General features: G+C 29.4%; 23 protein-coding genes. 16 read left to right on the top strand and 7 right to left on the bottom strand.

The window, feature by feature from the left end; genetic code table 11:
* The first annotated feature begins 34 nt into the window (after positions 1–34).
* Positions 35–574, top strand: coding sequence for a c-type cytochrome (locus ABXT61_RS00575; RefSeq protein WP_415315389.1), 540 nt, complete (start codon positions 35–37; stop codon positions 572–574).
* Here the strand turns inward: ABXT61_RS00575 and argF are convergent.
* From argF to ABXT61_RS00560, 3 genes are read right to left on the bottom strand one after another with little or no spacing between them, the layout of a single operon-like run.
* Positions 566–1,495, bottom strand: coding sequence for an ornithine carbamoyltransferase (gene argF / locus ABXT61_RS00570; protein ID WP_415315388.1), 930 nt, complete (start codon positions 1,493–1,495; stop codon positions 566–568). The genes ABXT61_RS00575 and argF overlap by 9 nt on opposite strands.
* Before the next feature lie 2 nt (positions 1,496–1,497).
* Entirely contained in the window at positions 1,498–2,664 is a 1,167-nt protein-coding gene (locus tag ABXT61_RS00565; RefSeq protein ID WP_415315387.1) for an aspartate aminotransferase family protein, read from the bottom strand.
* A 3-nt stretch (positions 2,665–2,667) separates the two neighbouring features.
* Positions 2,668–3,480, bottom strand: a complete 813-nt coding sequence (locus ABXT61_RS00560) for an ABC transporter permease (RefSeq protein WP_415315386.1) — start codon at positions 3,478–3,480, stop codon at positions 2,668–2,670.
* 123 nt (positions 3,481–3,603) lie between these two features.
* Here ABXT61_RS00560 and ABXT61_RS00555 point away from each other — a divergent pair, with 123 nt between their 5' ends.
* The gene (locus ABXT61_RS00555; protein ID WP_415315385.1) at positions 3,604–4,104 is read left to right on the top strand and encodes a GcrA family cell cycle regulator; all 501 of its coding nucleotides are present in this window, start codon (positions 3,604–3,606) and stop codon (positions 4,102–4,104) included.
* Positions 4,105–4,276: 172 nt separating this feature from the next.
* On the opposite strand, the gene ABXT61_RS00550 is transcribed toward ABXT61_RS00555, so the two are convergent.
* Positions 4,277–5,245 carry a complex I NDUFA9 subunit family protein gene (locus ABXT61_RS00550; RefSeq protein WP_415315384.1) on the bottom strand — a complete coding sequence of 323 codons (969 nt, stop codon included), beginning with the start codon at positions 5,243–5,245 and terminating at the stop codon, positions 4,277–4,279.
* A 16-nt stretch (positions 5,246–5,261) separates the two neighbouring features.
* Between ABXT61_RS00550 and ABXT61_RS00545 the strand changes: the two genes are divergently transcribed.
* Genes ABXT61_RS00545 through ABXT61_RS00480 form a run of 14 tightly spaced genes read left to right on the top strand, consistent with a single transcriptional unit; the run spans position 5,262 to position 17,686 of the window.
* Complete coding sequence (locus tag ABXT61_RS00545; RefSeq protein WP_415315383.1) at positions 5,262–5,873, top strand: ribonuclease D; 612 nt, start codon at positions 5,262–5,264, stop codon at positions 5,871–5,873.
* Complete coding sequence (locus tag ABXT61_RS00540; protein WP_415315382.1) at positions 5,874–6,845, top strand: KpsF/GutQ family sugar-phosphate isomerase; 972 nt, start codon at positions 5,874–5,876, stop codon at positions 6,843–6,845.
* The gene (lptC, locus tag ABXT61_RS00535) at positions 6,846–7,427 is read left to right on the top strand and encodes an LPS export ABC transporter periplasmic protein LptC (protein WP_415315381.1); all 582 of its coding nucleotides are present in this window, start codon (positions 6,846–6,848) and stop codon (positions 7,425–7,427) included.
* A 1-nt stretch (position 7,428) separates the two neighbouring features.
* The gene (locus ABXT61_RS00530; protein WP_415315380.1) at positions 7,429–8,205 is read left to right on the top strand and encodes an ATP-binding cassette domain-containing protein; all 777 of its coding nucleotides are present in this window, start codon (positions 7,429–7,431) and stop codon (positions 8,203–8,205) included.
* A gap of 1 nt (position 8,206) precedes the next feature.
* On the top strand, positions 8,207–9,535 hold the full coding sequence (gene aroA / locus ABXT61_RS00525; protein ID WP_415315379.1) for a 3-phosphoshikimate 1-carboxyvinyltransferase: 1,329 nt from the start codon (positions 8,207–8,209) through the stop codon (positions 9,533–9,535).
* The gene (locus ABXT61_RS00520) at positions 9,532–10,185 is read left to right on the top strand and encodes a (d)CMP kinase (protein WP_415315378.1); all 654 of its coding nucleotides are present in this window, start codon (positions 9,532–9,534) and stop codon (positions 10,183–10,185) included. Before aroA ends, ABXT61_RS00520 begins: the two co-directional genes overlap by 4 nt.
* Positions 10,185–11,915, top strand: a complete 1,731-nt coding sequence (locus ABXT61_RS00515) for a S1 RNA-binding domain-containing protein (RefSeq protein WP_415315377.1) — start codon at positions 10,185–10,187, stop codon at positions 11,913–11,915. The genes ABXT61_RS00520 and ABXT61_RS00515 overlap by 1 nt, the downstream gene beginning before the upstream one ends.
* A 3-nt stretch (positions 11,916–11,918) precedes the next feature.
* Entirely contained in the window at positions 11,919–12,209 is a 291-nt protein-coding gene (locus ABXT61_RS00510; RefSeq protein WP_271521505.1) for an HU family DNA-binding protein, read from the top strand.
* Complete coding sequence (gene pyrF, locus ABXT61_RS00505) at positions 12,199–12,891, top strand: orotidine-5'-phosphate decarboxylase (RefSeq protein ID WP_415315376.1); 693 nt, start codon at positions 12,199–12,201, stop codon at positions 12,889–12,891. Before ABXT61_RS00510 ends, pyrF begins: the two co-directional genes overlap by 11 nt.
* Positions 12,888–13,517, top strand: coding sequence for a phosphoribosylanthranilate isomerase (locus tag ABXT61_RS00500; protein ID WP_415315375.1), 630 nt, complete (start codon positions 12,888–12,890; stop codon positions 13,515–13,517). Before pyrF ends, ABXT61_RS00500 begins: the two co-directional genes overlap by 4 nt.
* Positions 13,507–14,739, top strand: a complete 1,233-nt coding sequence (gene trpB, locus ABXT61_RS00495; protein ID WP_415315374.1) for a tryptophan synthase subunit beta — start codon at positions 13,507–13,509, stop codon at positions 14,737–14,739. Before ABXT61_RS00500 ends, trpB begins: the two co-directional genes overlap by 11 nt.
* A 1-nt stretch (position 14,740) precedes the next feature.
* Positions 14,741–15,538: a tryptophan synthase subunit alpha gene (gene trpA, locus ABXT61_RS00490; protein ID WP_415315373.1), complete on the top strand. Its 798-nt coding sequence runs from the start codon at positions 14,741–14,743 to the stop codon at positions 15,536–15,538.
* Positions 15,535–16,464: an acetyl-CoA carboxylase carboxyltransferase subunit beta gene (locus ABXT61_RS00485; RefSeq protein WP_415315372.1), complete on the top strand. Its 930-nt coding sequence runs from the start codon at positions 15,535–15,537 to the stop codon at positions 16,462–16,464. The genes trpA and ABXT61_RS00485 overlap by 4 nt, the downstream gene beginning before the upstream one ends.
* Positions 16,418–17,686 carry a bifunctional folylpolyglutamate synthase/dihydrofolate synthase gene (locus ABXT61_RS00480; RefSeq protein WP_415315371.1) on the top strand — a complete coding sequence of 423 codons (1,269 nt, stop codon included), beginning with the start codon at positions 16,418–16,420 and terminating at the stop codon, positions 17,684–17,686. Before ABXT61_RS00485 ends, ABXT61_RS00480 begins: the two co-directional genes overlap by 47 nt.
* Here the strand turns inward: ABXT61_RS00480 and ABXT61_RS00475 are convergent.
* The 3 genes from ABXT61_RS00475 to ABXT61_RS00465 form a co-directional block, all read right to left on the bottom strand.
* Positions 17,683–18,000, bottom strand: a complete 318-nt coding sequence (locus ABXT61_RS00475; RefSeq protein ID WP_271482804.1) for a thioredoxin family protein — start codon at positions 17,998–18,000, stop codon at positions 17,683–17,685. The genes ABXT61_RS00480 and ABXT61_RS00475 overlap by 4 nt on opposite strands.
* A 75-nt stretch (positions 18,001–18,075) precedes the next feature.
* Entirely contained in the window at positions 18,076–19,503 is a 1,428-nt protein-coding gene (locus ABXT61_RS00470) for an exonuclease domain-containing protein (RefSeq protein WP_415315370.1), read from the bottom strand.
* A gap of 1 nt (position 19,504) precedes the next feature.
* The gene (locus ABXT61_RS00465) at positions 19,505–20,191 is read right to left on the bottom strand and encodes a hypothetical protein (RefSeq protein WP_415315369.1); all 687 of its coding nucleotides are present in this window, start codon (positions 20,189–20,191) and stop codon (positions 19,505–19,507) included.
* Positions 20,192–20,208 lie beyond the last annotated feature (17 nt).

Below are 20,208 nucleotides of genomic sequence, written 5' to 3'. Positions count from 1 at the left end.
TATCATGTTATATCTGGAAAATAATAATAACTATATGGATTCGTTCGAGCTTAATAAAATTATTGCCGCAATTTTAATGGTTGCACTGCTTGTAATCGGTTTAGGAAAAATTGCAGATGGTGTCTTTCATGTAAATAAACCAGAAAACCCTGGCTATAAAGTTGAAGTAGAAGGACAACTAGCCTCTACAACATCTCAAGTTGCTGAAGTTGAGCAAAAAGTAGATATTGCAGCTATAATGGCGCTAGGCGATGTTGCTTCTGGTGAAAAAATTTTTAAAAAATGTGCAGCATGCCACTCAATAAATAAAGGTGGAAAAAATAAGATTGGCCCCGCATTATACAATGTTGTTGGTAGAGCAGTTGGCGGAGTAGATGATTATAAGTATTCTAAAGCTTTAGCTTCATATGGTAAAGAATGGTCATTTGAAGAATTAAATGGATTTTTAAAAAAACCTGCTTCTTATTTAAAGGGAACTAAAATGTCATATGCTGGTTTAAGAAAAGAGAAAGACAGAGCTTCTGTAATTAAATATTTAAATCAAAGCAGTGATAGCCCTAAACAGCTACCTTAATTTCCCGAAACAATACAATAAAATACTTTTTTGAACATGCACTCTATTCAGAGCCTGTAACCATACTTCAGAATTTTTTCCCAAAAAAACATCTCCCGTAACCTCTTCTCCTCTTGGAAGACAGTGTAAAAAGGTTGTGTCTTTTTTAGCAAAACTCATTAATTTTGAATTAATTTGGAAGTTTTTAAAATCTTTAATTTTTTTATTTTTGTTAACTTTATCATTCAATGAAATTACTTTATCTGAAAAAATTACATCAGCATTTTTAACTGCTTTTTTAGCATTGTTAAAAATATTAATTTTTCTTTTATTTTTTTTAGCCCAATCTAATACAAATTTTTTAGGCTCATAATTCTTAGGACAGCCAACGCTTAAGTTGAAAGAAAATTTAACTGAAGCAGCAATCAGGCTATTTAGAACATTATTTGAATCTCCAATCCAACAAATATTTAATTTGGAAATAGATTTTTTTTTAATTTCTTCCACAGTAAAAATATCTGATAGCACTTGTGTTGGATGAGATGATGGGCTTAAACCATTTATTACCGGTATCTTTAAATATTTACTAAATTTTGCTATTTTTTCATCACTATCAGTTCTCAACATAAAGCCATCTCCATAAGTTGATAATATTTTGGCTGTATCTGCTAGGCTTTCCCCACCTTTTCCTAAGTGCAATTCATTAGCTCTAAGTGTGATGGTTCCCCCTCCTAATTGTTTTATTACAAGATAAAAACTTAATCGTGTTCTCAAACTTGCCTTTTCAAACATTTGAATAAGTAATTTACCTTTTAAAGGTTTGTCTTTATCTACTTCTAGAGTGTTATAATTTTTTCTTTTTTGTTTTCTTTTTTTTGCATCAGCGATGATCTTTTTAAGGTCTGCTGAAGGTATATCTTTAAGGTTGATGAAATGTTTCATTTTTATTTATAGGTAGAGCACACTTTTTTAATAATATTTATTGCTATATTTATTTCTTCTTTTTTGACATTTAGAGGAGGTAGTATTCTAATAACATTTTCAGCTGCTCTAATCGTTAATAATTTATTATCCATTAGTTTCTGTATAAATTTTGTTTGATCATTATGAAGTTGTAGTCCTATTAGTAAACCAACGCCTCTTACTTCTCTGATTACTTCAGGAAATTCTTTTCTCAATTTATTTAATTCTGAATGAAAGTATTTTGATAATTTTTTAACATTTGAAAGAAATCCTTTTTTTAATATTTGATCTAAGACAGCATTTCCAACAGACATAGCCAGTGGGTTGCCACCAAATGTTGACCCATGAGTTCCAGCTGTCATTCCTGATGCTACTTTTTTATTCATTAAGACTGCACCCAACGGAAACCCACCTCCAATACCTTTTGCTATTGGTGCAATATCAGGCTTGATCTTTGCGTCTTCAAATGCAAAAAAATTTCCACTTCTTCCAATTCCACACTGAACTTCATCTAAAATTAATAAAATTTTTTTCTTATCACAAATTTTTCTTAATTCTTTTAAACACCAATTGGGTATAGCTTTAATTCCTCCTTCTCCCATCACAGTTTCAACCATAATAGCAGCCGTTTTTTTTGTTATTCTTTTTTTAAAATCTTTATGATTTCCAAATTCAAAATGGTCAAATCCATCAACTTTTGGTCCAAAACCCTCCGTCATCTTCTTTGATCCACTAGCATAAATTGTAGCTAATGTTCTTCCATGAAATGAATTTTTAACACAAAGAATTCTATTTTTTGAAGGTTGCCCTATCGAATAAAAATATCTTCTGGCAACTTTAATAGCAGCCTCTGTAGCTTCTGCTCCACTATTTTGAAAAATAACAAAATCTGCAAAAGTTTTTTTGGCTAATCTTTTAGCTAATTCTTCTCCCTCCGGAATGATAAACGCATTAGAAACATGCCAAAGTTTTCTAGATTGCTTATTAACTGCTTTTACCAAATATGGGTTTGCATGCCCCAAGGAATTAACTGCTATTCCCTGAACAAAGTCTAAATATTTTTTTCCATTAGTAGAATATAAAAAACTTCCCTTGCCATACTTAAAGGAAATTGGTCTTCTATTATAATTTTTTGCTAAAGCGCTCATTAACTAAGATTTAATTTTATAACCTTTTTTGTAAAGAAAAAAAGCTGCATACCAAATTAAAAAACTTAGTATTGATAAATATATCAATCCTATATTTATTGAACCATCTGACTTACCTAAAAAGCCATATCTAAAACCATCAATCATATAAAAAAATGGATTAATATGACTTATCGTTTGAAAAAATTGTGGAAGCTTATCTATTGAATAGAATACTCCAGATAAAAAACTTAGGGGTGTAATAACAAAATTAGTGACCGTTGCCGTATGATCAAACTTTTCAGCCCAAAGACCTGTAATAAAACCTAAGCTTCCCAAAATAAATGCTCCTAGAAAACCAAAGACAAAAATATATAAAATATTATGTATTGGTATTTCAACTATTAAAGAAAAAACACCTATTGAAATTATGGCTATTAAAAAACTTCTTGTTAAGGCTGCTAGTATTATTGCCATTGAAACTTCAAGTGCCGATAATGGAGCATAAAACATATCAACAATATTCCCTTGAATTTTTCCAATCATCAATGAAGAAACTGAATGACTGAATGATTGGCCCAAAATACTCATTGCAATTAAGCCAGGTGCTAAAAAACTTATAAAAGAATAACCAAGTACATCCCCTCTATTATTGCCTAAAGCTAGGGATAAAACTGATAAAAATAATAGACTTGATACAAGTGGAGATAGCAATGTTTGTTGCCAAACTACCATGAACCGATTGCACTCTTTAAGCCATAGACTTTTAAATCCAATCCAATTTACAAAGCCAAACTTTTTAACTCCGATATGATATTTTTTATTCAATTCAACCATAAGTAATCATATATAAATTTTAAAAAAAGATGTGTATAAAACAGAAAAATTCATTGTCTTTTTTTTAATCTTGTGTGATCTGTATATAGTTATAAAAACTAATTAACATACTAAATATAGAATATGAGCTGGAACGAAGAAAAAGTAGAAAAATTAAAAAAACTTTGGGGTAAAGGAAGCACTGCAAGCCAAATCGCTGAAATAATTGGTGGTATTAGCAGAAATGCAGTAATTGGCAAAGCTCATAGATTAAATTTGTCTTCAAAAATTAAAACTAGAAATGCATCTTCAAGTCAAAATTTTGATAATAGTTCGGAAGAAAACTCTGCTAAACAAAAAAGAGGCAGAAAAAGCAAGTTTCAATCCTTAATTATTGAAAAAGACTTTGAGCCAGAAAACCCTAAGAAATTAGAGGAACTAGATGAGAGCTCTTGTAAATGGCCTATAGGACATCCTGAAGAACAGTCATTTTATTTTTGTGGACGATCATCTCTGAAAGATTTTTCATATTGTAAACTTCATTTGTTATACGCCTATCAGCCAAAAGGAAGAAAAGAAGAACCTGTAGCTGACAAAGATGAAGAGGCACCTCAGTATATTGATAAGAAAATCAATACTGCTTAATAATTTTTAAATTTAATTAATTTTAATTTTTTATTTCGTATTCTTTCCTTTAAACCCTCTGATCAGAGATTTTATGATTAGATAAATTAGGAAAGAAAAAATTGAGAATATCAAAAAATAAATAATATTAATTATCATAAATAATCATACAATTTTAGTACAGGGAATTCTATTACGAATTAGCAGGGTTATATTTTTTTGTAGAAAATTGTCCACCTTCTCTCCACATATAGCTATATTTTTCCACTTCACTATCAAATACTCTCGTACTTGGAACTCCAATATCAGTATTAGTTTGATACTTGCCTGAGAGAACATTGTCATATTTTAAAAGTGTAAGCTGATCTATTGTTAGAAGTGGTTTTGGAAATAATTGAAATACTTTAGCAGACATAGTTGCTGCAAAAAGAGGTAATGGAACTAATAATCTTTTTTTACCTATTAAATATAATAATTTTTTTAAAATTTCTTTTAAAGATAAGACGTCAGGTCCAACACACTCTACAATTTTAGAGTAAATATTTTTAGAGACAACATGATAAATAGTATCTGTTAAATCTGAACAATGTATCGGAGTAAATTTAGTCGATCCATTATAATAAAGTGGAAAAAACGGAAGCCTACTTAGTAAAGTCATAAAAGACGTAGTAAAATTATCATCAACTGAATAAACTACTGAAGGCCTTAATATTGTAGCTAAAGGAAAATTTTTTTGAATATTAAGTTCACCATCTAATTTACTTTTTGCGTACTCTGAATCTAGCGCATTATTTATCCCTAATGCTGACAAATGAATAAATTGCTGAACTTTATATTCTTTACAAAGTTTAGCTAAAATAGAAGGAAAAATAGAGTGAATGTTTTTGAAAGTATTACCCTTGCCACCTTCATATAAAATACCAATTAAATTTATACAAATATCAGTTTGGGAGAAAAGCTTTCTAATTTTTTTTTCATCAAAGATATTAGCTTCAACAATGTCTATGTAACCTGCATTAGCTTGAGTCTTTATTGCATATCCTTTTTGATGAAGGTTTCTAGTAACTACAGTTACTTTATAATTATTTTTAGTAAGCTTTCTTATTAAATGACGACCTATTTGACCGCTACCGCCAAAAATTAGACAATTTTTTGCTTTCATATATATATATTTAAAAATGAATATTGATATTAAACTTCACAAGAGTGATCTACCAGAAGATTTAGATTTAGGCAATATTATAGCAGTTGATGGAGAATTTATGGGACTCAATGTTAAGCGTGATCCTTTATGTCTTATTCAAATATCAACTGGTAATTCTGATACTCATATCGTCCAACTTGACAGGGAGAAATACGACGCTCCGAATTTAAATAGAGTTCTTTCTGACAAATCTATTACAAAAATATTTCACTATGGAAGAGCGGACATGGCTCACATAAAACATTATTTAAAGACAGAGACCAATAATATTCTCGATACAAAAATTGCTTCAAAATTAGCTAGATCCTATTCTGATAGTCACTCCCTAAAAACATTAATTAAAGAATTTATGAACGTAGATGTAAGTAAACAATTTCAAAGTTCAGATTTTGGAGGGGAACTATCTCCAGCACAATTAAAATATTGTGCCAATGATGTTATTTATTTGCATAAAATTCATGAAGAATTAAATAAAATTCTCGTAAGAGAAAAACGAGTTAATTTATATAAGAGCTGTTTAACATTTTTAAAAACTAGAGTTGATCTTGATTTGGCTTTATTTAAAGATGATATATGGTCTCATTAAATGAAAAAAAAAAATTATAAAAAAATTGCAAAAAGTGTAATTGATCTTGAAATCAAAGCTCTAAAAAAATTAAAAAATTCAATTAATAATTCATTTAATGACGCTGTTGACGCAATATCAAAATGTCAATCTAAAGTAATACTATGTGGTGTTGGCAAAAGCGGATTAATAGCAGCAAAAATCTCAGGAACACTTTCTTCTGTTGGAACACCTTCGTTTTCACTATCTGCAAACAACTGTTCGCATGGTGATCTTGGTAGCATTTCAAAAAAAGATATTTTAATTTTAATAAGTTATTCAGGATCTACAGAAGAATTAAAGAATATAATAAAATATGCCAACAGAAATAAAGTTACTTTAATAGGCATAATGTCTAAAAAAGACTCTATACTATATAAAGCATCAGATATTAAGTTACTTATACCGGAGGTAGCTGAGGCAGGCCTTGGTATTGTTCCAACTTCAAGCACTATAAATCAATTAAGTATTGGTGATGCATTAGCAATATCAACTCTAAATCAAAAAAAAATTAGTAAAAAAGATTTTAAAAAATTTCATCCTTCAGGAAGTCTTGGGGCCAAACTAAGAACGGTAGAGGAAATAATGATAATTGGAAATAAAATTCCCTTTGTAAATGGTAATTTAATAATGAAAAAAGCTTTACAAATAATATCAAATAAAAAACTTGGAATATTGGTGGTTAGGAATAGCAAAGGGATTACAATAGGAGTTATTACAGATGGTCAAATTAGAAGATTTAATGAGTTAAATAATAATCTACAAAGTTTAACCGTTAAAGAAGTTATGACCTTAAGCCCCATCAGTATTGATAAAGAAACCTTAGTAGAAAAGGCTTTATCTATCATGAACAGCAAAAAGATCACCTCTTTATGCGTTCACAGCAAAAAAAACTTAAAAAGAACTGTTGGAATATTACATATTCATAAAATATTAGAGACTAACATCAATTAGATGGGTCAAAAAAGTTTAATTCAGTTAATAATAGTTCTAATAATAATTTTAATTTCATCAGCTATGTATTTAAATTATTTTGTCAAAGACTCTGAGGATTTGGCAATTAAAATAAAAACCTTAAAGGCTGAAAACATTGAAGACGAAACCAGTAATTATATAGAAAATATTAGTTACATTTCTAAAATTGGTGAAAACAAATATGAAATTATAGCTGATAGAACAAAAATTAAAATAAATGAACCTGATATGATGTTTTTAGAAAATGTAGCTGCTTTTATAACCCTTAAAAACTCTAACATAATTAAAGTAACTTCAGATTTTGCTAAATATAACTCAAAAAATTATGACACTATTTTTTCAAAAAATGTTATAGCAACTTATCCTGAGCATAAAATAACAGGTGAGTTATTAGATTTTTCTTTTGTAAATAATATTGGTATTTTCTCAACTAATATTGTTTATGTTGGTAGTAAGACAAAAATGTTTGCTGATAAAGTGGAGGTGAATCTTACAAATAATGATACTAAAATTTTTATGCTTGATCAGTCTAAAAAAGTTATAATTGAGGAAATAAATTAATATGGCTCTTATAAAAAAATTTAGAATTAAATCATTTAAAGATCCTAAGCCTATAATATCACTGGATAATATATCTTTATCATTTGGAAATAGAAAAATTTTAGATAACGTGAGCTTCAAAATAAATCATGGACAAATTCTTGGAATGTTGGGACCTAATGGAGTTGGAAAATCAACTATTTTTAATTTAATTACAGGTTTAATAAAGCCAGACTATGGCAAAATTAATTTTAACGGTACTGTTGTTAATGACTACCCAATATATTTAAGGACTGCAAAATTTAAAGTTGGCTATGTTCCTCAGTACGGAGGATATTTTGGTGATCTTACATTATTAGAAAATTTAAAAGCAATTGCTGAAATAGTAATATTAGAAAAAGAATTGATTAAAAATAAAATTGATCAATTAATTGCTAAATTTGAACTTGACGCCATTAGAGACACTAAAGCAAAATATTTGTCTGGTGGTCAAAAAAAAAAATTAGTAATTGCATTAGCTTTATTAAGTGATCCCAAAATTTTATTGCTTGATGAGTGTTTTGCAGCACTAGATGTTCTTACAATCAAAATGCTTCAAGAAATTATAGTTAACTTACAAACAGAAAATAATATAACAATCTGTATCTGTGATCATCAAGCAAGAGATTTGCTGTCCTGTGTGGATGTTGCTTTGATTCTGTCTAATTGTAAAATTGTGGCTCAAGGCTCACCTAATGATTTAGTTAATAATGTTGAAGCAAAAAATGCCTATTTTGGTGACGCCTTTAAATTTAATTAAAATGGCAAAAATACTTGTAATTAAAAAAAAAATTAATTCATTCAAAAAAGAAATAGAAGTTAGTGGTGACAAAAGTTTAAGTATAAGATGGGTCCTTTTAGCCTCTCAAGCAATTGGAAAATCAAGAGCCTACAATCTACTAATGTCTGAGGATGTATTGGCTGCAATAAAAGCAATAAGAAAACTAGGAATAAAAGTAATAGCGCGTAATAGTCATTATGAAATTTTTGGAAACGGGATCAACAGTTTTAAATACAAAAAAGGTATAATAATAGATGCTAAAAATTCTGGAACTCTTGGAAGATTAATCTTAGGACTATTAATAAAATCACCAAATAAAATAAAAATAATAGGTGATAAAAGTCTTTCCAAGAGAGATTTTTCAAGAGTTACTGTGCCATTAAAAAAATTTGGTGCTAAATTTAATTATAAAGTAAAAAATAAACTTCCTTTAACAATTCTAGGATCTCAAACATCCAAAGGTATTAATTACATAGAAAATAAAGGGTCTGCTCAATGCAAAAGCAGTGTTATGTTAGCGGCGCTTAATTCATCAGGCACAACATATATTAAAGCAAAAAAATCAAGAAATCATTCAGAATTACTTTTTAAATATCTAAAAGTACCTATTAAAATTAAAAAAACTAAAAAATATGATTTTATAGAAATTAAAAAACCCAATAAAATTTGTGCCTTTAATTATAATATTCCCGGAGATATAAGCTCTAGTGCATTTTTTATAGTACTTACAATGCTAACCAAAAATTCAAAACTTTTAATTAAAAATATAAATATTAATCCTTCGAGAGTAGGAGTTATTACAATCTTAAAAAAAATGGGGGCGGAAATTTATTTAAAAAATAAAAGAAATTATAAAGGTGAAAAAATTTCTAACATTTTAATACAGAGCTCAAAAAACCTTAGAGGTATAAATTGTCCGTCCGAATTAAATACCAGTGCTATAGATGAGTTCTTAATTATTTTTATAGCTGCAGCAAAAGCAAAAGGAATTTCTTACTTTAAAGATATATCTGAACTTAATCAAAAAGAGAGTCCCAGATTAAACTTGGGATCTAAAATTTTAAATATGATGGGTGTAAAAACAGAGCTAACTAAAAACTCAATAAAAATTTATGGACAGCCAAATTTAAAAATCACTAAACAGATTATTATTAAAGATTATCTAAAAGATCACAGAATTTTTATGATGAGCACTATCGCAGCTTTAACTTGTGGTGGGCAATGGAAGATTCATGATAAAGATTCTATAAACACATCCTTTCCTTCATTTTTAAAGATAGTCAAAAATATAAGCGGTAAATCTTTATGAAATTAAAAAATAGAATTAAGGTTGCAATAGATTCTCCTGCTGCTGCAGGTGCTGGTACTCAAGCAAAATTAATTTCTAAACATTTTAACTTATTTTATTTAGATACAGGAAAAATTTATAGATTAATTGCAAATATTAAACTTACTCAACCAAACAAGTATGGTCATGGCCTGATAAAAAAAAAGATGCTCAAATTAACTATGAAAGATTTGCAAAATAAAAAATTATTATCAGATGAAGTTGGAACAATGGCATCAATTATATCAAAAGATAAAAAAATAAGAAAACTTGTTCATGCGTTTCAAATTAAAAGTGCTTATCATCCTCATAAAAAGTATAATGGATCTTGTTTAGATGGAAGAGACATAACTTATAAGATAATTCCTGATGCTGATTTTAAATTTTTTATAACGGCAAATACTGAGACTAGAGCTTTAAGAAGGTATAAAGAGTTAAAAGGACTAAATAAGAAAATATCTTTTAATCAGGTCCTAAAAAGTATCAAAAACCGAGACAAAAGTGACTATAATAGAAAAGTCTCACCTCTTATAAGAACTCGAGATTCGATCTTGATTAATACTACAAATTTAACTAAAAGATCATGCTTTTTAAAAATTAAACAAATTATAGATAGGAAACTAAAAGCTTAATGGAAATTTATAAAGACCTTTCAAACCCCGCCTCTAAAGAGTTCGAGCAACTACTAAATTCACAGTTTACTAAAACAGCAAATCTTGAAGAAGGAAAAATCATTACTGGTGTAGTAAATAAAGTTACTGATAACTTCGTATTTCTTGAAGTGCCTGGTTTAAAATCAGAGCCTATCTTGGATATCAATGAATTAAAAAGCATGGGCATGCTTGATAAAGCAAAAGTAGGTGAAAAAATTTCTGTTCTTCTTGAAAGATTAGAAGATAAAAAAGGTGAAGTACTAGTATCAGCTTCAAAAGCTCAAAAAATTCAAGGTTGGGATAGGCTTGTTGAAGCTTATGAAAAAAATGAACCTATCATGGGTAAAATTACTGGACGTGTTAAGGGTGGATGTATAGTTGAACACATCGATACTGGTTCTTTAATGTTTTTACCTGGGTCTCAAATTTCAGACAAGCCATTAAAAGACATAAGTCATTTAATGAATGAGCCTCAAAAATTTGCACTAATAAAATTAGATAAGGTTAGAGGAAACGCATGTGTTTCTAGAAGAGAAATAATTTCTTCATTTAAAAAAGAAGATAAAATTAAGATTGTTGAAAAATTCAAAGTTGGAGATTTAATTAAAAGTGCTGTAGTAAAAGGCTACAGTTCATTTGGTTGTTTCTTTAGTGTTAACGATGAGCTTGATGTTTTGGTTCACTTACAAGAGATTTCTTATTCAAGAGTTAATCACCCTGATGAAGTTTTTACAATCGGTGAAAAACATGACCTTAAAGTAATCAGTGTTGATCTTGAAAAGCTTCAGGTTGGCTGTTCAGTAAAACAACTTACGCCAGACCCTTTTGAAAACATTTCAAATTACGAACTAAACAAAATCTATAAAGTAAAAGTAGTTAAGCTTATGGATTTTGGAGCTTTTTGTGAGCTTGAAAAAGGATTATCAACTTTATTGCACTCAAGTGAATTAAGTTGGACTAAAAAAAATATTTCTGCAAAAAAAATGTTTAAAGTTGGTGATGAAATTGATTGTGTAATCACTGAAATTGATAAAGAAAAAAGAAGAGTAGCAATATCTCACCGTTTAACAATTGATAACCCTTTTGAAACTTTTGAAAAAACTTATCCAATTGGGTCTGAAGTTGAGGGTGAAGTTGCAAGTAAAAATGAATACTCTATTTTCTTAAAAGTTGATGGATTAGATATAGATGCTTTCTTACATTGTAATGATTTAACTTACTTAAATAATGGTGAAGAAGAATTAGCTAAATATAAAATTGGGGATAAATTAAAAGTTAAAGTTTTAGAAGTAAAAGCTGCAGAACAAAAAGTTAGAGTTGGCTTACGTCAAACTCAACCAGACCCTTTTGATTGGTTTAATGATAAAAAAATTAAGCAAGCTATTACGGTTAAAATTATTTCAACTGACAATAAAGGCCTTGTTGTAAGACCCGAAGGTTGTGAAATGGATTTCATTATTAAAAAATCTGCAATAGCTATTAATGCTGCTGATGCAAGACCTGCTAGATTTACAGGTGGAGAAAGAATTGATTGTGCTATTCAAGAATTAGATTTGGATAAAAGAAAAGCAACACTAAGTATTAAACTTTTAGAAGAAATTGAGCGTAAAGTTGCATTAGATACTTATGGTTCTGAAGCAAGTGGTAAAAACTTACCTTTCTCATCATTATCTGATGATTTAGAGAAAAAGAAAAAAGAAGACGAATAAAAATTGGCTATTGTAAAATCAAAGCTTCTAAAACAACTCGCTAATAACTACCCAAATTTTTTAAAAAAAGACCTAGAAAAGTTTACCGATATTATTCTTACTGAAATAAAGCAGGCCCTTAAACGAGGAGATCGTGTTGAATTAAGAGGTTTTGGCATGTTCTCTACTAATATTCAAAAAGCAAGAATATCAAGAAATCCAAAAACAGGAGAGAAAGTAAATACACCTCAAAAAAAAACAATTCACTTTAAAATGTCCAAGGAAATGTTTAAAAAATTAAATAATGACGAATAAAATTGTTTTTGCTGCTTGTGATACATCAAATTTAAAAGAGATAAAAAAAATAATTAGCCATACAAAAACTAATAAACTTCAAATAATACCAAAATTTGGCTTACAGTTTTTTTATTCAAAAAATGGAAGGGCCTTTCTTCAAAACTTTAAAAAAGATTATTTCTTAGATTTAAAAATAAACGATATTCCACAAACTGCTTTATCTGCAATGGATAGTTTAAAAGATTTAAAAAGATGTAGATATATTACAGTTCATGCAAACGGTGGCCTTACAATGCTTAAAGCTATTACAAAAAAAGCTAAAATAATTAATAAAAATTTAAAAGTATTAGGAGTTACAATTTTAACAAGCCTTAACAACAAGTCTCTTAAAGAAATTGGTCACACCAAAACAGTAGAACAATTAGTATTAAAACAAGCTGGTCTTATAAAAAAATCAGGCGCAGCTGGAATTGTATGCTCTGCACAAGAGGCAAAGATAGTTAGAAAAAAATATAAAAACTTATTTATTGTGACACCGGGAATAAGATTGCCTGGAGATGATGCAAATGATCAATCTAGAGTAATGACTCCCAATGATGCTTTTAAAAACAAAGTTTCTGGTATTGTAATGGGAAGATCATTAGTAAAAGGTAATATCAAAAATAACATTAGAAGATTAATTAATCATTTAAATCAATGACCCTATCCTGCAAAATTTGTGGGATCTCTGACTTTAAAACTTTAGAATTTTTAACTGCCCATCCTACTCCACCTAAGATGATAGGGTTTATTTGTAATTGGCCTAAATCAAAAAGATTTGTTGAACATGATAAGCTTAAAGAACTATTAAAAGTTGATAAAAGAAAATCAGAATATGTTGCTGTATTGGTTAAACCTACTGAAAACATTTTAGAAAGAATAAAGGATTTACCATTCGATTATTATCAACTTTACGATTGCAACCCCTCTGATGTTAAATCAATTAAGGAAAAATATAATAAAAAGATCATTGTTGCAATAACTATAAAGGATCAAAATGATACTGTTAAATATTTAGAATATAATGAGCTTGCAGACATAATACTATTTGATAGCAAAGGTTATGAAAAAAGTATGTCCTTCGATCATCAATTAATTAAAAACATTAAAATTAATAAAGAATTAATGCTAGCTGGGAATATTCAAATTGAAGATAACCTTGAAAATTATAATGAAATAGCAGACATTATAGATATTTCTGGAGGTCTAGAAACATCTGGATTAAAAGATATTTCAAAAATAAATATTTTTTTAAACAAAATTAAACTAATTAATAATGAAACTTAAAAAAAAAATTCCTTTAATTGATCAGCACAATAAGAGTGGATTTTGGGGTGGTAAGTTTGGTGGTAATTTTATACCTGAAACTTTAAAAAAACCCATTGAGGACTTAACTGAACTTTTTGAAAAACTTAGATATGATAAGAAATTTCTTAAACAAAGAGATTATTATTTTAAGAACTATATAGGTTCTCCTACTTCATTTATTAAACTTCAAAATCTATCAGATCACTTAGGTGGAGCTCAAATATATGCCAAAATGGTGTCGGAGGCGAACGGAGGAGCTCATAAAATTTATAATGCAACAGTTCATTGCCTTATTGCTAAAAAAGCAGGAAAAAAATATGTCGTTGGTGATACGGGTGCTGGTTATGCTGGAAAGATGCTGAGTATGGCTGCTAAAAAGTTCGGCCTCAAATGTAAAATATTCATGGGTGCAAAGGATATAAAAAGGCAAAAGCCTAATGTAGATGCAATGAAAAAGAATGGTGCTGAAATTGTGCCCGTTTATTCAGGAAGCCAAACATTAGTAGATGCTGTTAGCGAGTGTATGCGTTACTGGGTTTCAAATTGTGATAACACTCATATGTGTGTTGGATCAACAGTTGGTCCTAATATATTTGTTAAAATTTGTGGTTGGAGTACAGCTCAAATTTCAAGAGAACTAAAGATACAAATTCAGTCTGAATTTAAAAAGATGCCTAAAAAAATTAAACTCTTGAATTGTATAGGAGGTGGTTCTTCGGCATACGGATTCTGGAGTGAGTTTATTGATTATGATAAGAAACAAATTGAATTAATCGGTGTTGAAGCTGGTGGGCCAAAAAATTCAAAACTACATGCGGCACCTCTAACTAATGATGCTAGACTTGGAATATTACATGGAGCAGCAGCTTATGTTTGTCAAAATAATGAAGGACAAATTAATGATACCGCTTCTATTTCTGCTGGATTGGATTATCCTGGAGTGTCACCTATTCACTGCTTCTTAAAAGATGTTAAGAGAGCAAGATATACGTCCGCAACTGATGAGGCAGCTTTAAACGCATACAAGCTAGTTACAAAACTTGAAAAAATAAACCCAAGTCTTGAGCCATGTCATGCTTTTGCAGAAGCTATAAAAATTGCTCTAAAATTAAGTAAAGATACTATCATTATAGTAAACTCTTGTGGTGATGCTAAAAAAGATCGTGATATTTTAAAAGAAAGATTAGGAAAAATTAACTAAAATGTCATTAATTAACTTAGCATTTAAAAAAGTAAAAACTGAAAAAAGACCTGCATTACTAACTTACACAGTAGCTGGAGATAATACTAAAAAGAAATCTCTTGAGATATTAAAATCAATTGCAAAATATGCTGATATTTGTGAGATAGGATTTCCTCACAATACTCCAATTGCAGATGGTGGCCAGATTCAATCAAGTGCTTATAGAGCTTTAAAAAATGGTATTAAAATTAAAGATGTTTTTTCAATAGTCAAAGATTTTAAAAAATCAAAACAATCAAAACCTGTAATATTGATGGGTTATTATAATATGATTTATCAATATGGTGATAATAACTTTATAAATATTTGCAAAAAAGTAGGTGTAGATGGATTAATTGTTGTCGATCTTCCTTATCCAGAAAATAAAGAATTTGCAAAAAAATGTAAGAAAAAAGGTATTAGTTTTATTCAGTTAGTATCTCCTACTACGTCTCCGAGTAGAATGAAAAAGATTATAAAAGACTCGCATGATATGGTTTATTATATCAGTATGCTCTCAACAACTGGTGGCAAACTAAAGGTTTCACCTAAAAAAATATTAGAGCGATACAGTAAGATTAAAAAACTTAATAAGAATAAGAATATTGTAATAGGCTTTGGGATAACTGAAAAAACTATAGCATCTTTAAGAAAAGCTGATGGATTAGTGGTTGGTAGTGCTTTGTGTAAAGAAATATCAAATTCTATTAAAAAACGCCAAAATCCTGTCACAAATGTAACTAATATTGTGTTAAAGTTAAGAAAAAAAATAGCATGAATTGGATTAAAAAAACTTTAAGATTTGGTGAGAAAATAAAAACCATCATTAAAGCACGTGCAACTAAGACTGAAATAGCTAATAGTGATTGGACCTCATGTTGTAAGGGGCCTATCTTAAAAAAAGATTTAGAAGAAAACTTGTGGGTTTGCCCATCTTGTAACAAACACCACAGAATAAGCCCAAGTCAAAGATTTGATATTATATTTGGCAAAAACAATTATGAAGTTTTAAAAACTCCCATTCCTCAAGACGACCCTTTAAATTGGAATGATGCAAAACCTTATAAAGATAGACTAAAAGCTGCTAGAAAAAAAACTGGTATGGATTGTGGAATGATGGTTGTTAATACTAATATTCTAAATTTAAAAATTACAGCAATTGCATCTGATTTTGATTTTGTAGGTGGCTCAATTGGTGCTGCTGAAGGTGAAGCTTTTTTATACGGAATTCAACATGCAATAGAAAATGAACAACCTTTTGTAGTGTTTACTTCTGGTGGTGGAATGAGGATGATGGAAAGTCTTATATCATTAAGCCAAATGACAAGAACGACACTGGCAATTAACGAACTAAAGAAAAATAATTTACCCTACATTGTTGTGCTGACTGATCCAACCGCTGGTGGTATTACAGCCTCATATGCAATGTTAGGCGATCTACACTTAGCAGAACCAGGAGCTCTTATAGCTTTTGCAGGAGCTAGAGTAATTCAAGGAACTGTAAGAGAAGAGTTGCCAGAAGGCTTTCAAAGAAGTGAGTATGTTCAGAAATCAGGATTTATCGATATGATTGTCGAGAGAAAAGATCTAAGAGAAAAAATTGGCTCATTATTATCAATATTGTTAAATAAAAATTCTGCTATAAATTCATCAGAAAATGAAACTTCAGAAGATAGTAGAACGCTTACAAAAGCTGCATCCTAAAGAGATCGATCTAAGCCTAGATCGAACTAGAAATCTTTTAGAAAAATTAGGCAATCCCCAAGACCAAATTAATTGCATTTCCGTTGTTGGAACAAACGGAAAGTTTTCAACCATCCAAGCACTTTATGCAATTTTAAAAGAAGCAAATTATAAATGTAATATTTATACTAGCCCTCACATTCAAAAGATTAACGAAAGATTTGTCTTTAACAATAAGCCTTTAACAGATGATAAATTGGCCAATCTTTTTTCTGAAATAGAAGAAGCTAATAATCAAACACAAATTACTTTCTTTGAAATTTTAACTGTTGCTTACCTTCATTATGCAAAGAAATACCCTGAAAACATTAACTTAATTGAGTCAGGTCTATTTCATAGATTTGATGCTACCAATATTTTAAAGAAAAATTTAGCTAGCATTGTAACAGCAATTGGTCTTGATCACTTAGACTGGCTCCCAAAAGAAGAGCAAACAGTTAACAAAATAATATTTGAAAAAACATCCTCTTTATTAAACTCTAAAATCATTGTTGCAAAACAAAGTACAAATGAAATTAGTAAAAGTATTGAAGATACAATTAAAGATAATTCTTCTAAAAAAATAATCTTTAATAAAGATTATAATTTTATATTAAAAGAAAATGATTTTTTTTATTTTGAAGATGAATTTGGTGCTCTTAAACTTCCAAAACCTAATCTACCTGGAGAATTTCAATTAGAAAATATCTCTACTGCAATTACAACTGCTAGGCAATTAACGGATTATAAAATAACTGACGAACATATTAAGAATGGTATTATTAAAATAGAAAGTATCGCGCGTCTTCAAGAGTTAAAATCTGGAAAATTAAAAGATTTAACTACTAATAACTTGTTATTTGTAGATGGGTCTCATAACCCACTTGGTGCAAAGGTATTAAATGAATATCTTCAAAGTCTAAATTGTAACAAACATATTATTTTAGGAATGATGGCTAACAAAAACCACAATGAATATATGAGTTACTTTAAAGATATTAAATCATTAACAACAATTGATATTCCCAATCAACCTAATGCTATTAAGGGAAATGAACTTAAAAAGAAAATTAAAAATTTTGAAAATATCAATTATAAAAATTCTGTTGAACAAGCAATTAACTCAATTGATCTTCAAGAAAATGATATTATTTTAATTACAGGGTCTTTGTATCTTGCGGGAGAAGTTTTAAATTTAAACTAGATATTCTTATCTAGAAATTCTTTCATTTGGCTCTCGGCAACTCCACCAACTTTTCTGTCTACTTCAACACCTTTTTTGTAAACAATAACAGTTGGTACACCTCTTACGCCAGCAGCTGAACCGGTGTTAATTCCACCATTTTCAATATCAGCATAATAAAAGCTAGCTTTATCTTTGTAGCTATCTGAAAACTTATCCATGATGGGTTTAAGGCTCTTGCATGGAGCACACCATTCTGCAGAAAATTGAACTACAGAGATGTCTTCATTCTTAATTTTTGTTTCAAATTCTTCGTCTTTAAAATCTATAAGCATACTTCTTATATAAATTTTTATTTTTTTTATTCAATATGTAAAAAGGGATTTTTTTAGTTAATTAACAGAGGTTAATTATGCCTGCTCGTATTTTTTTTGAATGCCTTCAACAAACTCGTTAATTTCGTCTAAAAACTTGAGTTTTTTCTCATCTTTTTCGTTGGTATATCTATCTCTTAAATTATCACACTCAAAATAAAATTCTTTGCATGTCCACCATTTTTCTTTTTCATCGCTTAATATTCTTTCAGCTATTCCACGTTTAATAGTCTTAAAGATATCAGCAGGTAGTGTATCTGGTGATTCTTGATATATTATCTTTTTTCCAAAGCTTACCATTCTCTCATCTTCAAATTTATCTAATAAAATTAATTTATCCTTCCAAGAGGCTGCGTGCCATTTTGGAAATAAAGCTGTATCTTTTTGAGGTGTAAATTTTTTATAAATTGTCTCTTCTGCTAATAAATCAACCTGTGAATCAAATTGAGCTTTTTCTTCAGCAGTCTCTCTTAATGCTGTTAAAACATTTTGGGAAAATTTTTCATTACTATTTACTAATTTTGCACGCTCTTTAATTAAATCAGGATCAAGTTTGCTATATGGCTCAACTTGTAATCCATAACTTGCATCTAAAATTATAGGAGCTTTGTTTGATCGTATAGTTCTTAAAAACTTTAATTTTTTAATAGCACTTTTAAGTTCAGAAATTGACATATCAAATAATGGGATCGGATCAACTTTAAGATCAAAAGCTTGGCCCCACTGATAGATTGGGTGAATACAATGTTTTGGATGAAGTGGTGCAACTACAAATCTATAATTTTTACCAAAATGATATTCAGCTAGTGTAAACATTTTTTCAGTTTTAAATATCGTTTCAGTATCACTCTTGTTTGCTGTTCTTAAAAATGTATCCCAAGTTTGAGGTTGATTTTTTTTAATCAATCCTAAAACCTTAACAGTTAACTCTGCATCAAATAAAGCTGAGTGAGCTCCACTAGATTCAAATCCATTCATTCTAGCTAACGACTCTAATTTCATGACCGCATTACCTTTTGCATTTATTTCTGTTTTTACAACGCTTTCATCAACTGCATGAGCACCTCTTGCAATATTTAAACCATCATGTCTTTTGTTGGGAGTTGCATTTGTAATATATGGATATCTAATACCTCTAAAGAATTCGTTTCTTATCATCTCGTCATCAAAGCCAATGTTTGACCAACCCATGAACAATGCTGGGCTCCATTTTTTAAATGTTGCTTCTAGCTGAGATAACATTTGGTAGTGACTTAAATTTCCTTTAGTTAATAAATTAACGCTAGTTTTGTTAACTATTAAAGCCATTGCTTGAGGTACCTCTCCTTCTGGCAATCTACATCTAAAATTAAAACGATCTAATTCTTTAAAATTTGGATCAACTAAAATGCCACCTACTTCAATAATGCTTCCCCATGAAGTATTGGCGCTACTAGATTCAATATCCCATATTGCTAAATTCATATTAGTTGGTATTCCTTTGATGATAGTATTGTTCGACTTTTTCTAAAAACTTATTTTGATATTCTTCTAGTTTAACACCATGAATTCTAAAATCTTGAAATAAATTATCAACCGTACATAACAGGACAATTCCTTGGGTGATATTTGAATTGTAAACAACGTTATGAGCTAATGAATAAGCCCCTAATTGAAGATAATAGTCCTCAATCCACTCTTCTTTTTTCGGTTTGTTGGACTGTTTAAAATCAATGATAGTTTCTTGTCCCTCATACACTCCGCAAGCATCACACGTTCCAGCATATTTTCCTGGATAGTACAATGTGGCTTCAGTTCCCCAAATCTCCGACAATTTATTTTTAATTCCTTGTTCAATTATTTCGTCTGCCATTTTTTTAGATTTATTTTCTTCTTCTAATAATTCTAAATTTAATTGACCTAATAGATATTTTTCTAAATGAGAGTGCATTGATGTGCCTCTACTTGAAGCATCATTTTTAATTCTATTTGCTTCAGCAGCTCCTACTCTTGCTTTCCAATTTGCAAGAGATGCTTTTTTTTCATCACTTTGTGTTGCTTGTAATATGGAAGTTACTGATGGAAGTTTTTGTTGATTTACAGCATACATTCTTGAACCGCTAACCATTGATCTCATGGATTTTGGATAAGTAAATTTATTATTCCACTGCATATAGTTTGTTATAAGCG

The sequence above is a fragment of the Candidatus Pelagibacter sp. Uisw_137 genome (genome assembly GCF_047720245.1).
GTDB lineage: Bacteria > Pseudomonadota > Alphaproteobacteria > Pelagibacterales > Pelagibacteraceae > Pelagibacter.
This window is presented reverse-complemented; position numbering and strand designations above follow the sequence as displayed.

What these genes read in the sequence shown, in the direction of transcription:
- ABXT61_RS00530 (WP_415315380.1), top strand. Translation starts at nt 7,429, where the DNA reads ATGGCTCTTATAAAAAAATTTAGAATTAAATCATTTAAAGATCCTAAG.
- ABXT61_RS00520 (WP_415315378.1), top strand. Translation starts at nt 9,532, where the DNA reads ATGAAATTAAAAAATAGAATTAAGGTTGCAATAGATTCTCCTGCTGCT.
- ABXT61_RS00560 (WP_415315386.1), bottom strand. Translation starts at nt 3,480, where the DNA reads ATGGTTGAATTGAATAAAAAATATCATATCGGAGTTAAAAAGTTTGGC.
- ABXT61_RS00470 (WP_415315370.1), bottom strand. Translation starts at nt 19,503, where the DNA reads ATGAATTTAGCAATATGGGATATTGAATCTAGTAGCGCCAATACTTCA.
- ABXT61_RS00485 (WP_415315372.1), top strand. Translation starts at nt 15,535, where the DNA reads ATGAATTGGATTAAAAAAACTTTAAGATTTGGTGAGAAAATAAAAACC.
- ABXT61_RS00565 (WP_415315387.1), bottom strand. Translation starts at nt 2,664, where the DNA reads ATGAGCGCTTTAGCAAAAAATTATAATAGAAGACCAATTTCCTTTAAG.
- pyrF (WP_415315376.1), top strand. Translation starts at nt 12,199, where the DNA reads ATGACGAATAAAATTGTTTTTGCTGCTTGTGATACATCAAATTTAAAA.
- argF (WP_415315388.1), bottom strand. Translation starts at nt 1,495, where the DNA reads ATGAAACATTTCATCAACCTTAAAGATATACCTTCAGCAGACCTTAAA.
- ABXT61_RS00465 (WP_415315369.1), bottom strand. Translation starts at nt 20,191, where the DNA reads ATGCAGTGGAATAATAAATTTACTTATCCAAAATCCATGAGATCAATG.
- ABXT61_RS00555 (WP_415315385.1), top strand. Translation starts at nt 3,604, where the DNA reads ATGAGCTGGAACGAAGAAAAAGTAGAAAAATTAAAAAAACTTTGGGGT.
- lptC (WP_415315381.1), top strand. Translation starts at nt 6,846, where the DNA reads ATGGGTCAAAAAAGTTTAATTCAGTTAATAATAGTTCTAATAATAATT.
- trpB (WP_415315374.1), top strand. Translation starts at nt 13,507, where the DNA reads ATGAAACTTAAAAAAAAAATTCCTTTAATTGATCAGCACAATAAGAGT.
- aroA (WP_415315379.1), top strand. Translation starts at nt 8,207, where the DNA reads ATGGCAAAAATACTTGTAATTAAAAAAAAAATTAATTCATTCAAAAAA.
- ABXT61_RS00545 (WP_415315383.1), top strand. Translation starts at nt 5,262, where the DNA reads ATGAATATTGATATTAAACTTCACAAGAGTGATCTACCAGAAGATTTA.
- ABXT61_RS00575 (WP_415315389.1), top strand. Translation starts at nt 35, where the DNA reads ATGGATTCGTTCGAGCTTAATAAAATTATTGCCGCAATTTTAATGGTT.
- trpA (WP_415315373.1), top strand. Translation starts at nt 14,741, where the DNA reads ATGTCATTAATTAACTTAGCATTTAAAAAAGTAAAAACTGAAAAAAGA.
- ABXT61_RS00475 (WP_271482804.1), bottom strand. Translation starts at nt 18,000, where the DNA reads ATGCTTATAGATTTTAAAGACGAAGAATTTGAAACAAAAATTAAGAAT.
- ABXT61_RS00550 (WP_415315384.1), bottom strand. Translation starts at nt 5,245, where the DNA reads ATGAAAGCAAAAAATTGTCTAATTTTTGGCGGTAGCGGTCAAATAGGT.
- ABXT61_RS00540 (WP_415315382.1), top strand. Translation starts at nt 5,874, where the DNA reads ATGAAAAAAAAAAATTATAAAAAAATTGCAAAAAGTGTAATTGATCTT.
- ABXT61_RS00515 (WP_415315377.1), top strand. Translation starts at nt 10,185, where the DNA reads ATGGAAATTTATAAAGACCTTTCAAACCCCGCCTCTAAAGAGTTCGAG.
- ABXT61_RS00500 (WP_415315375.1), top strand. Translation starts at nt 12,888, where the DNA reads ATGACCCTATCCTGCAAAATTTGTGGGATCTCTGACTTTAAAACTTTA.
- ABXT61_RS00480 (WP_415315371.1), top strand. Translation starts at nt 16,418, where the DNA reads ATGAAACTTCAGAAGATAGTAGAACGCTTACAAAAGCTGCATCCTAAA.